The 11769-nt window shown below is 66.3% G+C and carries 10 protein-coding genes; 3 read left to right on the top strand and 7 right to left on the bottom strand.

Going from position 1 to position 11769, the window contains the following annotated elements; genetic code table 11:
* Positions 1–73 precede the first annotated feature (73 nt).
* Positions 74–1435: a sulfite oxidase gene (locus tag G015_RS0105365; RefSeq protein WP_018138298.1), complete on the top strand. Its 1362-nt coding sequence runs from the start codon at positions 74–76 to the stop codon at positions 1433–1435.
* Positions 1436–1495: 60 nt separating this feature from the next.
* A complete protein-coding gene (locus tag G015_RS0105360) occupies positions 1496–1819 on the top strand; it encodes a cytochrome c (RefSeq protein ID WP_018138297.1) in 324 nt (107 codons plus the stop codon).
* Positions 1820–1980: 161 nt separating this feature from the next.
* On the opposite strand, the gene rlmKL is transcribed toward G015_RS0105360, so the two are convergent.
* The 5 genes from rlmKL to G015_RS0105335 all read right to left on the bottom strand — a co-directional run bounded on the left by rlmKL (position 1981) and on the right by G015_RS0105335 (position 7263).
* On the bottom strand, positions 1981–4185 hold the full coding sequence (gene rlmKL / locus G015_RS0105355; protein WP_020146271.1) for a bifunctional 23S rRNA (guanine(2069)-N(7))-methyltransferase RlmK/23S rRNA (guanine(2445)-N(2))-methyltransferase RlmL: 2205 nt from the start codon (positions 4183–4185) through the stop codon (positions 1981–1983).
* 50 nt (positions 4186–4235) lie between these two features.
* Positions 4236–5024, bottom strand: coding sequence for an ABC transporter permease (locus tag G015_RS0105350; RefSeq protein WP_018138295.1), 789 nt, complete (start codon positions 5022–5024; stop codon positions 4236–4238).
* Entirely contained in the window at positions 5024–5929 is a 906-nt protein-coding gene (locus tag G015_RS0105345) for an ABC transporter ATP-binding protein (protein ID WP_018174726.1), read from the bottom strand. Before G015_RS0105345 ends, G015_RS0105350 begins: the two co-directional genes overlap by 1 nt.
* Positions 5930–6090: 161 nt before the next feature.
* Positions 6091–6531 carry a DsrE family protein gene (locus G015_RS0105340; RefSeq protein WP_018649014.1) on the bottom strand — a complete coding sequence of 147 codons (441 nt, stop codon included), beginning with the start codon at positions 6529–6531 and terminating at the stop codon, positions 6091–6093.
* A gap of 288 nt (positions 6532–6819) precedes the next feature.
* Entirely contained in the window at positions 6820–7263 is a 444-nt protein-coding gene (locus G015_RS0105335; RefSeq protein ID WP_018649013.1) for a DsrE family protein, read from the bottom strand.
* A gap of 557 nt (positions 7264–7820) precedes the next feature.
* Here G015_RS0105335 and G015_RS0105330 point away from each other — a divergent pair.
* The gene (locus G015_RS0105330; protein ID WP_018138292.1) at positions 7821–8738 is read left to right on the top strand and encodes an NAD(P)-dependent oxidoreductase; all 918 of its coding nucleotides are present in this window, start codon (positions 7821–7823) and stop codon (positions 8736–8738) included.
* Between the two features lie 9 nt (positions 8739–8747).
* Here G015_RS0105330 and G015_RS0105325 read toward each other — a convergent pair whose 3' ends face one another.
* Entirely contained in the window at positions 8748–10049 is a 1302-nt protein-coding gene (locus tag G015_RS0105325; protein WP_020146270.1) for an NRAMP family divalent metal transporter, read from the bottom strand.
* A gap of 100 nt (positions 10050–10149) precedes the next feature.
* Positions 10150–11733, bottom strand: a complete 1584-nt coding sequence (gene mltF / locus G015_RS0105320) for a membrane-bound lytic murein transglycosylase MltF (RefSeq protein WP_020146269.1) — start codon at positions 11731–11733, stop codon at positions 10150–10152.
* Positions 11734–11769: the final 36 nt, after the last annotated feature.

Genomic DNA, 11769 nt, shown 5'->3' with positions numbered 1-11769 from the left:
CAGGGATCCCTGAATCGACAAGGCCTTGTTGAGGGGGATCTTGACCGCAAGGATCCGTGTGACGGAGGAGCATATGACCAGGAAACAAGAAAACCAATTCTGGGATCGCCTGCGAGGCGTAACGGAAGACGCCGGGGCGGACCCGCAGACCCTCGAGATCTTTGACGAAGCCGTCTCCCGGCGTCGTTTCATGGGCCGCATGGGCGTGGGCGGCGCTGCCCTGACGCTGTTCGGCTTTGGTGCCGGCACCGACGCCGCGATGCGCGGCCTGTTCGGGCGTGGCCTGATCCCGGCTGCCTGGGCGGACGAAGCGAATGGCCTCGAGGACGAGCAGGCGAAGTCCGCGATGTCCGACGCCGGCAAGGAGGATGGCCTGATCGTCCATAACGATCGCCCGTTGAACGTCGAAACCCCGCCGCACCTGCTGGAAGACGAGGTTACCCCGGCCAGCCGTCATTTCATCCGCAACAACGACCTGATCCCGCAGCAGGCGCTGGATCGCGACCCGAATGGCTGGTCGCTGAAGATCGACGGCGAGGTGCATGAAGAGCTGGAGATCGGTCTCGACGACCTGAAGAGCATGGACAGCAAGGACCTGGTCCTGCACATCGAGTGTGGCGGCAACGGCCGTGCGAACTTCGACCCGCAGCCGCGCGGCAACCCCTGGGACCGCGGTGCGGTGGGTAACGCCAAGTGGACCGGCGTGCCGCTGAAGGACATCCTCGAGCGGGCCGGCGTGAAGGACAGCGCCGTCTACACCGCGCACGAGGGCTACGAGCCGATCCTCGGTGACCGCGGTCCGTTCTCCCGTGGCGTGCCGATCGACAAGGCGATGGAAGAGCACACCATCGTGGCCTATGCGATGAACGGAGAGGACATCCCTGCGACCCACGGCTTCCCCGTGCGTCTGGTGGTGCCGGGCTGGTACGGCTCCTGCTCGCACAAGTGGCTGAACAAGATCACGCTGCGCGATCAGGAACACGACGGCCGCGGCATGACTGGCTACTCCTACCGCATGCCCAAGTATCCGGTGGCCCCGGGCGAGCGCCCGCCGGAAGAGGACATGAAGGTCGGCGGCCCGTGGCTGATCAAGTCCGTGATCACCGGTCCGAAGAAGGACACCGGTCTGGAGCGTGGCGAGACCGTCAAGGTCACCGGCCATGCCTGGGCGGGCGAGGACGAGGTCGCGGAAGTCTGGATCTCCACCGACTTTGGTCTCAACTGGGAGAAGGCCGATCTCAAGGGCGACCCGGTCAACAAGTACGCCTGGGTGCACTTTGAGAAGGAGCTGTCCTTCGAGAATCGCGGCTACTACGAGATCTGGGCCCGCGCGGTGGACGACAAGGGCAATACTCAGCCCATCGTTCAGCCGTGGAACCCGCGTGGCTACGACGGCAACATCGTCCACAAGATCCCGGTCACGGTCGCTGCGTGACAAACCTCCATACCCGGGGCATCATTTCCCCGGGTTTCTCTTGAGCAGAACGGAGTACGCATGAAGCGTTTTGTAATGCTGTCGCTACTGGGGTTGGCGTGTGCGGCCCTGGCTTCGCCCGTTGTTGCCGAGGAGGCCATTCCCGAGGAAGAACAACAAGCCCAGGAAGAGAAGGCCGAAGAGGTCTCGGCGACCAAGGAATTGTTTGAACAGACCTGTGCGGCCTGCCACGGCATCCGTCAGGCGACCAACCAGAACCTGAATCGTGCTGACTGGAACTGGGTCATGGACGACATGGAAGACTACGGCATGACCTGGCTCACCGATGAGCAGCGTGACGACATCGTGGATTTCCTGGTGGAGAACTACGGTTACGGTGATTAAGGCTGTGCAGGAGAGCTCCGTTGTCAGGAGCCGTACTTCCAGGCGCCCCACGGGGCGCCTTTTTTGTGGTGGTCTCTGTGCAGCGCGGCAAGCCGTGTGCGCTTCGCGAGCCTGTCCGTCGCCCTTGCATGGCCGGTGGCGATGCCGGGTCTCGTGGTGGGTCAGTCCGCGGCGTGCGAGATGGCCCAGCAGCGATGGGGTGGGGGTGGGCGGCGGAAATCCTCGTCCAGCGTCTCGCGAGTGATCTCGCGGACTTCCAGGCCCGCGAGGGACTCAGTGTCGAGTTCGAAGCGGCGGCGGTTGGTCGAGAAGTACAGGATGCCGCCCTCGGTCAGCAGGCGCGCGGCGTCCCGGATCAGTTCGACATGGTCGCGTTGCACCTCGAAGTCCGCCTCGGTGCGTTTCGAGTTCGAGAAGGTCGGGGGATCGAGGAAGATCCGTTCGAAGCGCAGCGCCGGGTCGTCTGCGGCCTCCCGTACCCAGGTGATGCAGTCGGCACGCAGCAGCGCATGGGTGTCGGGGCGCCGCCGACTGCGCCCATCGCGCACGCTGGCCTCGAAGCCGTTGGCCGCGAGGTTGTCGGCGGCCCAGTCGAGATAGGTGTTGGACAGGTCCACCGAGACGGTCTGGCGGGCACCCCCCATGGCGGCATGGGCACTGACCGCCGCGGTGTAACAGAACAGGTTCAGCAACCGAAGGCCCCTGCATTCTTCCTGCAGACGGCGCCGCATCGGGCGGTGGTCCAGGAACAGCCCGCTGTCCAGATAGGCATCCAGCTCCACCTTCAGCCGGCAGCCGTGTTCCTCGACCCAGAAGGGGGCGGGTTGGGCGGTCTCGGCGCGCTGGTACTGCGAGCGGCCTTTCTGGGCGCGCCGCTGCTTGTAGTGCAGGTGGGCGGGCGCGACGCCGGTGACCTCCAGAGTCGCGGCCAGCGCCCCGCGCAGGCGCGCCTCGGCACGCGCGGGTTCGACCGATGCCGGGGCGGCGAACTCCTGCAGGTGCAGGTGCACGGAGCCGTCGGTCGCCTGGTAGCGATCGATCAGCAGCGGGTACTCGTCCAGGTCGGCGCTGTAGATGCGGTAGCAGGTCACGCCCTGGCGCCGGGCCCAGCGATCCAGGTGCTTCAGGTTCTTGCGCAGGCGGTTGGCGAACTCGGGTGCCGGGGGTGCCGCCTCGGCCTGTCCCTCGCGGGCATGGATGTCGAACTCCAGCAGCTGGCAGTCGATCGGGCCGTTGTGTACGCGGTACTTGCGCGTGGCGCGCAGCCCGAGGCGGCGGGAGTCGGTGGTGTCCGCGACCAGCAGGGCCACCTGCCAGCCGCCAAAGGCCTGTTTGAGGTGCTCGCCCAGCAGGCTGTAGAGCTTGATCAGTTCGGGCTGGTCGCCGATGCGTTCGCCGTAGGGCGGGTTGCTGATCAGCAGCCCGTTCGGTGCGGGGGGCGTGAGGGTCAGCACGTCGGCGACCTCGAAGCGGGTGCAGGCGGCGACTCCGGCTGTGCGGGCCGCCTGGCGCGCGGCCTGCACCGCGCGCGGGTCGCGATCCGACCCCAGCAGCGTCGGGCCCTGCCAGGGGCGGACCGCCGCCTGGGCCGTATCCACACAGCGCTGCCACAGGGCGGCGTCGTGCCCGGCCCAGCCCTGCGGACGGAAGTCCTGGCGCAGCAGCCCGGGAGCGGTGTGCGTGGCGATCAGGGCGGCCTCGATCACCAGGGTGCCGCTGCCGCAGAACGGGTCCAGCAGCTGCGCCTGTTCCGGGTCGTCCTCGACGCGTGCGGGCCAGCCGGCACGGGCGAGCAGGGCCGCGGCGAGGTTCTCGCGCAGCGGGGCCGCCCCTCCGGCGCCGCGATAGCCGCGCCGGTGCAGGCCGCCATTGCCGATATCCACGGACAGCCGGGCGTGATCCCCCTGCAGCTGCAGCAGGATGCGGACGTCCGGGTGTTTCGGGTCCACGTCCGGGCGGGCGCCGGTTGCCTCGCGGAAGGCGTCGGCCACCGCGTCCTTGATGCGTACCCCGGCGAAGTGGGTATGGCGGATGTGGCGGCTCTTGCCGCCGACCTCGACCGCGAAGGTCGCACCGGGGTCCAGCAGCGCGGGCCAGTCGATCGCGCGGGCGGCGGTGTAGCAGCCATCCCCGTCCGGCTGCTCGAAGCGCGCCAGTGGCAGCAGGATACGGCTGGCGATGCGGCTGCCCAGCAGTACGCGGTACAGCGTCTCGAGATCGGCCGAGAAGTGCACCGCGCCGCCCTCCTCGCGCACGTCGGCGGCGCCGAGGGTAACCAGTTCCTCGGCCAGCAGGGGGCCGAGCCCGCGGGCGACGGTGGCGCGGTATTCCTGCGGGGTACTGGGATCGTTCTCGGGCGTGGCCATGCGGTGTCTTCCTGGGACGGGGGCCTATCTTGCCACAGCCGCCGTTGGGGTCAGCGCAGCAGGCGGCGTCGGATCAGCGCGGTCGCCAGGATGATAGCCGCCGCGCCGTAGCCCGTGATCACCGCCAGGTGCGGCCAGACGCTGGCGGGCCAGCTGCCGGTCATCAGCGGACGCACGATCTCGACCACGTGCGCCAGCGGCAGGGCCAGCGCCAGGGTCTGCACCCAGTTGGGCAGCTCCTGTAGCGGGAAGAACACCCCGGAGAGCAGGAGCATCGGGGTCACCGCCAGGGTGAAGTAGTACAGGAAGAAGTCGTAGCTGCGCGCCAGCGCGGTGATGACCAGGGCGAGCGCGCCGAAGGTGAACGCGGCGAGGAAGATCACCGGCAGGGCGAGCAGGGCGCGAGCGTCGCTCACCAGCCCCAGGACTGCGGCGACGACGAGGATGGTGGTGGCACTGATCAGGCCCTTGCTCGCGGCCCATATCGCCTCGGCGAAAACGATGTCGTCCAGCGTCAGCGGTGTGGCCAGCATCCCGAGCCAGGTGTTCTGCTCCGCCATGCGCGTGTAGGCGGAATACATGCCCTCAAAGCTGGCGGTGAACATCGCCGAGGAGCAGATGATCCCGGAGGCGATGAACACCATGTAGCTCATGCCGTCGAGGTCACCCACCAGGCGGCCGAAGCCGTAGCCAAATGCGAGCAGGTAGAGGATGGGTTCGCCGAAGTTGCCGAGCATCGACGGCACCAGGAGCTTGCGCCAGACCAGAAGGTTGCGGCGCCAGACCGCGACGAAGCGCAGGCTGGGCCGGGGGAGCCAGGTCGAGGTTGGGTCGGACATCAGTCGCGCAGCTCGTGGCCGGTGAGTTTCAGGAACACGTCTTCCAGGTCCGCCTCGCGCAGGGTCGGTTCGAGGCCCCGGGCGCGCAGGCGTTCGCGCAGCCGGTCCGGTTCGGCCGTGTAGACCAGCCAGGTATCCGCGACCTGATGGGCGCGATCCCGGGGGCCGATCTCCTGCTCGATCGCGGTGCCGGCATCGGGCCCGCCGACCGTGACCACCCAGGGTTCGATGTGCTCGGCGATCAGGCGGCTGGGTCGGTCACAGGCAATGATGCGGCCGTGGTCGATGATCGCGATGCGATCGCACAGCTCCTGGGCCTCCTCCATGTAATGCGTGGTCAGCACCAGCGTGACGCCGGAGGCGCGCAGCTGCCGGAGCTGGCGCCAGAGGTGGTGGCGCGCCTGTGGGTCCAGCCCGGTGGTCGGCTCGTCCAGCACCACGACCTCGGGTTCGTTGATCAGGGCGCGTGCGAGGGTCAGCCGGCGCTTCATGCCGCCGGACAGGGCATTGATGCGCGCGCCGCGCTTGTCGTTAAGGTTGACCTGCTCCAGCAGGTGATCGATGCGCGCCTGGACCGTTGCGCCGGAGAGACCGAAATACGCGGCATAGGTTCGCATGTTCTCGATCACGGTGAAGTCCGGGTCCAGCGTGTCGAACTGCGGCACGATGCCCAGGCGCTTGCGCACCTCGCGCTCGCCTTCCGGCATCGGAAGGCCCAGTACTTCGACCTGACCGCCGTCGATCGGGGTCATCCCCAGCAGCATGCGCAGGGTCGTCGTCTTGCCCGCGCCGTTGGGCCCAAGCAGCCCGAAGAACTCGCCGCGCGGGATCTCCAGGTTCACGCCATCGACAACGGCTACGCCGTCGTATCGTTTGTACAGGGACTGGATGCGGATTGCGGGCAAGCAGGCGGTTCGCGGAAGAAAGGAGTGCATACCTTACCGGTTTGCCGCGGATAGCCCAATATGATTCGCGCGTGTTCCAGGGCTCTGGCGCGGGCACAAAAAAGGCCCGGCAGCTGCCGGGCCTTCAGACGACAAACGTGCGTGTGATGGCAGGTGTCGCTTTACGGGCGCAGGTAGACGAAGCCCTGCTGCTGCAGATGGGCGATCTCGGCCACACCGCTGGGGACGATGTCGTCCTCGGAGGCATCGTAGAGCTCGTCGGCGATGCTGATATTGCCGCGGGTGACGGTGACGTTGCAGATGTTGAAATCAACACCCTGCAGCTTCAGTTCGTCGATGCGGCCGGCCAGGTCCTCGCTCTCCTTGGCATTGCGCAGAAGGCCCAGGCCCGGACCATGCATGACCACGCGGATGTCCATCTTGTCGGCGCCCACGGCATTGATGTGGTTCTGGATGTTGCCCATGGCGGCCATGTGGCGGTCCATGTCGTTGTAGTTCACGTGGTAGACCACCTTCTGTTCGCCGTATTCCGCCAGCGCGGTCGCCGGGGCGATCAGCAGGAAGGAGACCAGAGCCAGGGCGATAATATGCAGGTGCTTCATGACGCGTTTTCCTCGTTCAAGGTCCCGGTTGGGATTTTCCTTTTATTTTGCAGCCGGTGCTTCCCTTTGGGGCTGCTTTGTCCGGCTTTGATATGACGCGTTAACGGGGTGCTTATTCCGGCTGGTCCGGCTGATTTTTGCGGGTATTTATATATTCAAATAAAGACTGGAATTTTGGTTGTGTATTTCCTTCTGGAAACCTGGTTCCGCTCAAGAAAAAGGCCCGGCCAAGGCCGAGCCCAAAGGGCCACCGGGAGAACACTCGGTGGCTTGGAGGAAATGTGGTACTTACGGGCGCAGGTAAACGAAGCCCTGCGTCTGAAGGTGGCCGATCTCGCCGACTCCGCTAGGTACCAGGTCGTCTTCGGTGGCATCGAAAAGCTCTTCCGAGATGTCCACGTTGCCCCGGGTGACGGTGACATTGCAGATATTGAAATCAACGTCTTGCATCTTCAGTTCTTCGATGCGGGCGGCCAGGTCTTCGCTCTCCTTGGCGTTGCGCAGCAGGTGCAGGCCCGGGCCATGCATGACCACTCGGATCTCCATGTTTTCCGCGCCCACGGCATTGATGTGGTTCTGGATGTTGCCCATGGCGGCCATGTGGCGGTCCATGTCGTTGTAGTTCACGTGATAGACGACTTTTTGTTCGCCGTAGTCGGCCATGGCGGCGCCGGGAAGGGTGAGCATGGCGGCGGCGGTCAGGGCCAGAGGCAGGATAAAAGCTTTCTTCATTGGTGGGCTCCTTGCGGTATTCTCGTTCTTTTACATATTCGGTGTGGCGTATGCCGAGCTTCCAAGAAGCACACTGGACCGTTTTGCTTCCGTGGCTTTTTGAATCCAGTTGTGGGTAGGACGGGAACGCGGGGTAATTATTCCGATCTAATTAAAGATAATCGCATCATGAAATACGGTAAATAATTAAATAATAAAAAACCGTTCGGAGGTCTCAGTGAAGCCATGGGCGGGGGATTGGGTTCAGGGCTGTCGCGGTGACTGGGTGGGCAGGGCGGGTAGGACGAGGCGGCCTGCGGTCAGGGCGAGCCGGGCGGGGCTTCGGCGAGAGTTCGCCAGACCCATGACGTTTACTTCGGAGAAATCCGTCAGCCGGACCAGCGGGCCGCCAAAACTGACGGTCATGACGTGAACAAACGCCAGAAGTCAGTCGACCAGGGGGTGTTCGCCGATGCCTCGCGGTCTCCACCCTCCGGTTGTGTAGGTTGCTAGAGTGTGGGGCTTTCGAATCCACTGGACGTCCATTCGATGGCCGTCCCTCGCCAGGAGTCCTCGCCATGACCACTGCATCCAGCCTCCCCGAAGCACTGCAGCCGATCGGCTGCGTGGGCCTGGGCATCATGGGGGCCCCCATGACCCGCAATCTGCTGCGTGCCGGGGCGGATATCCGGGTCTGGGCGCGTCGGGCGGAGGCGGCGGAGTCCCTGGTAGCCGAGGGTGCCGGGGCCGCCTCCAGTCTGGCGGAACTGGTCTCCAGCGTGCGCGTGCTGGTACTGAACGTCTCTGACACCCCGGATGTGGAGCAGCTGATGCTGGGCCCGGATGGGGTGCTCGAGCACGCCCGCCCGGGGCTGCTGGTGGTCGACCACAGCACGATCGACCCGATCCGCACCCGCGCGATTGCGCAGGCCGCGGCAGAACGGGAGGTGGTGTTTGTGGATGCGCCCGTGTCCGGCGGCGAGCCGGGGGCCCGCAGCGGCACGCTCAGCCTGATGGTTGGTGGCCCGGAGGAGGCGGTCGATCGGCTGCGGCCGATCTTCGACATCGTGGGTTCGACGCTGACGCATGTCGGGGCCAGCGGGGCCGGTCAGATCACCAAGGCCTGCAACCAGCTGGTGGTGGGCGAGACCCTGGTCGCCATTGGCGAGGCCTTCGCGCTGGCGGAGCAGACCGGGGTCGATCCGGCGCGGCTGCGCGAGGCGCTGATGGGTGGGTTTGCCGCTTCGCGTATCCTCGAGGTGCACGGCCAGCGCCTACTGGACGGTGACTTCGAGCCCGGCTTTCAGGCTGGGCTCTACCACAAGGATCTGGGCATCGTGGCCGGTCTGGGCGAGCAGGTGGGCCTCAGCCTGGACGGCCTGGAGCCGGTGCGCCACGCGGTAGACAAGGCGCTGGCGGCCGGGCAGGCCGATCACGATGTCGCGATCCTGGCGCGTTTCTGCCTGCATGCCCGTGGCGAGGGCACCAGGGATTGAGGCGCGAGGTCAGCCGAACAGACGCCAGAGGATATACAGCAGCGAAAAGATCAGGCTGAACGCGATGCCGGCCCAGGCCAGACCGCGCAGGCCACGCCCCGGGCGGGCCGCCTCCGGCATGTCCGGCGACATGACCACCTTGAAGGTGATCCACGCGAGTATCGGTGCGGAGAGGAAGGACAGCAGCGTCGCGATATCCACCAGCCGCGTGAAGTGCTCCCCGGCCTGCGAGATCAGCAGCAACGCACCGCTGGCCACGGCCAGCAGCGCAATGCGATAGCCCCACCAGTCGAGTCCGCGCTCGCCCTTGCGCGACGGGTCCATAGTCTGCGGCGCGTGGCCGTCCTCGCGCAGGGTGCGGATGATCGCCACGATCACGCGGGGGTAGGCATCGGTGACGGCCAGTGTCGTCGAGAACATCGTGGTCAGGGCCGCCACTGCGATCAGGGTGCGGCTCCATTCGCCCAGGCTCTGGGCGTACAGGTCTACCAGCTGGGCCGAGAACGCGGCGGCCCCGGCGGCAAAGCCAATGCCGCTGCCGTACATCAGGACCGCGCCCAGCAGCATGAATGCGACGGCAATGACTACGGCCCCGAGATACCCCAGGCGGAAGTCGAAGATGGCCTCGCGCACGGTCGGCGCGTGGCCGGTCTGGCGGGCGCGTTCCTGGGTCCAGATCGAGTGCCAGGCGGCCACGTCCAGCGGGATGGGCATCCAGCCCAGAAGCGCGAGGATGAAGGCGAAGCCGGCCAGGGTCCAGAGGTTCGACCACTCCTGGGCACCGGACAGGGTGGCGAGGTCCGGGGCCTCGCGAAAGGCCAGCGCGACTGCGGCCACGGTGGATACGCTCAGCGCGGCCATGATGATCTTCATGCCCAGGTCCAGGCCGCGGTAGGCGCCGATCATCAGGAAGGTGATGCAGGCAGCGAGGACCAGCGCCGAGACCAGCGTGACCGAGAGGTCGAGGTCGAATACCAGTGTGACCAGCCCGGCAGTGGTCAGCGTGACTACCGCCTGGATGGCGAACAGCGTGCCCACGGTCACCGCGATGTAGAGACTCAGGGCCCAATTGCCCAGCCGGTGGTAGCCGGTCAGCAGGTGATGGCCGGTGGCGGCTGCATAGCGCGGGCCGAACTCCAGAAACGGGTACTTGAACAGGCAGGCCAGTAGCACGATCGGGATCAGCAGAAGCCCGTACTCCGCGCCGCCCCGGGTGGCCTGGACCAGATGCGAGACCCCCACGGCCGCACCGGCCATCAGCAGCCCCGGGCCAATGGCGGCCCGAAGCGAGGCGCGAGTGGACGGACTCATCCAGGTTCCTTTCGGTCGGGAATTCGGCCCGCGATTATAGGGGAATTGCCCGCGACCGCCATCCGGCGACGGCTATAGCCGTGAGCCCGCTGTTACGTCGTTAAAGCGCCAGCGGGGTTCGGCGGTAGAGCTCGGGGGCGGGCGGCTTGAGTTCTTCGGATTCCGGGAAGCGCTGCACCAGCTTGTCGTAGTAGCTGCGGATGTTCCGCACGTAGTGGACCGGCTCCCAGCCGCGGGCGTAGCCGAAGCGGGTCTGCTCGTACCATTCGGACTGCGCCAGACGCGGCAGCCATTGCATCACATCCAGCCAGCGATCCGGGTCGTCGCCGTTGGCGGCCGCCAGGCGCCGGGCATCGTGCAGATGACCCAGTCCCACGTTGTAGGCAGCCAGCGTCATCCAGGTGCGGTCGGGCTCGGAGATCGATTCCGGCAGCCGTTCCCGCAGGTCGATCAGGTACCGCGTGCCACCGTCGACGCTCGCGGCCGGATCGGTGCGGTCCTCGACGCCCAGCCCCTCGGCGGTAACCTGGGTCAGCATCATCAGTCCGCGCACGCCGGTGGGGGAAACTGCATCGGGATTCCAGTGGGATTCCTGGTAGGCCACCGCGGCGATGAAACGCCAATCGAGATCGTGGGTCTCTCCGGCCTCCTCGAACAGCGGACGAAACTGGTCCAGGCGATGCTCGACGCGGCGCGCGAAGGTCAGGGCATCCACCAGGTCGTGGGTGTCCAGATGGCCGAGATAGCGATCGAGTAGCAACTCCAGTTCACGGTTGTCGCGCAGCCTGGCGATGTACTCCTCGGTGGCGTCGATCAGGCTACGATCAAAGCCTGCCGGGAATAGCCAGCGGACCTCGGCGCTGCGTTCCAGTTCGTGTGCCTGACGCAGGTTCGGGTGCATGCGCCGCAGTCGACGGTACTCCAGGGAATTCATCACTGCGTAGTCGATCTCGCCACGCTCCAGGGCCTCGCGCAGGGCCTCGGCGTTGGTGTAGGGGATGAGTTCGCCATTGGGCTGGTCCGTTTCTTCGTCGCCGTCCGGGAGGGAGGCGCTCGGGTCGAATGCCCCCCCCTCGGGCGCTGGCTCGGCCTCGGTTGCTGGATCCGGTGACAACCCCGGCGGGGTTTCCGGTTCCATGCCGACCTCGGCCAGCAAGGGCTGGCTCAGGCTCTCGGGTACGGGGGCCTGTGCGGTCATGCCGACGCGCGCCCCGGCTGGTATGTCGGTCAGCGCCAGCAGCGGTGTAGCCCGTTCGTTCTCGTTCCAGAAGACCACGACATGCTTCACGCTCAGGATTTCCGGGCCGGCTTCGATCAACGGATCGTGTGGCGGCACGAGCAGGCCGGCGGCGATGTCGATGCGGCGTTGGCGCAAAAGGCGATGGGCGGTGGCGGCGTCGTCCACGCGGGTCACGCGCAGGCGCGTGTCGAGCTCCTCGGCCAGACCGTACAGCAGCTCCAGCTCGAGTTGGTCCCGCCCGGCGGTGGCGGCGAGCTCGGAGCGGCCCAGGGGGCGCTCGACCAGGGCCACTCGCAACTCGTCACGGAAGGTGAGCTGTTCCAGCGCCGCTGGCGGGTTGTAGTACACCCGCAGCACGATGGCCGTCAGCAGCACGATGAAGAGCCCCAGTTCGATCTGGCGCCAGGTGCTGCTTGGGGGGCGGAGTTTCAGATGCGTGCCCATGGCACTGGATCATACCCAATTGCCCCGGTGGTCACC

This window comes from Thioalkalivibrio sp. ALJ15, assembly GCF_000383695.1.
Taxonomy (GTDB): domain Bacteria; phylum Pseudomonadota; class Gammaproteobacteria; order Ectothiorhodospirales; family Ectothiorhodospiraceae; genus Thioalkalivibrio.
Note: the sequence above shows the minus strand (reverse complement) of the source record. Positions and strands in the feature narration are given on the sequence as shown.

What these genes read in the sequence shown, in the direction of transcription:
- G015_RS0105325 (WP_020146270.1), bottom strand. Translation starts at nt 10,049, where the DNA reads ATGAGTCCGTCCACTCGCGCCTCGCTTCGGGCCGCCATTGGCCCGGGG.
- G015_RS0105360 (WP_018138297.1), top strand. Translation starts at nt 1,496, where the DNA reads ATGAAGCGTTTTGTAATGCTGTCGCTACTGGGGTTGGCGTGTGCGGCC.
- G015_RS0105340 (WP_018649014.1), bottom strand. Translation starts at nt 6,531, where the DNA reads ATGAAGCACCTGCATATTATCGCCCTGGCTCTGGTCTCCTTCCTGCTG.
- mltF (WP_020146269.1), bottom strand. Translation starts at nt 11,733, where the DNA reads ATGGGCACGCATCTGAAACTCCGCCCCCCAAGCAGCACCTGGCGCCAG.
- G015_RS0105350 (WP_018138295.1), bottom strand. Translation starts at nt 5,024, where the DNA reads ATGTCCGACCCAACCTCGACCTGGCTCCCCCGGCCCAGCCTGCGCTTC.
- rlmKL (WP_020146271.1), bottom strand. Translation starts at nt 4,185, where the DNA reads ATGGCCACGCCCGAGAACGATCCCAGTACCCCGCAGGAATACCGCGCC.
- G015_RS0105365 (WP_018138298.1), top strand. Translation starts at nt 74, where the DNA reads ATGACCAGGAAACAAGAAAACCAATTCTGGGATCGCCTGCGAGGCGTA.
- G015_RS0105330 (WP_018138292.1), top strand. Translation starts at nt 7,821, where the DNA reads ATGACCACTGCATCCAGCCTCCCCGAAGCACTGCAGCCGATCGGCTGC.
- G015_RS0105335 (WP_018649013.1), bottom strand. Translation starts at nt 7,263, where the DNA reads ATGAAGAAAGCTTTTATCCTGCCTCTGGCCCTGACCGCCGCCGCCATG.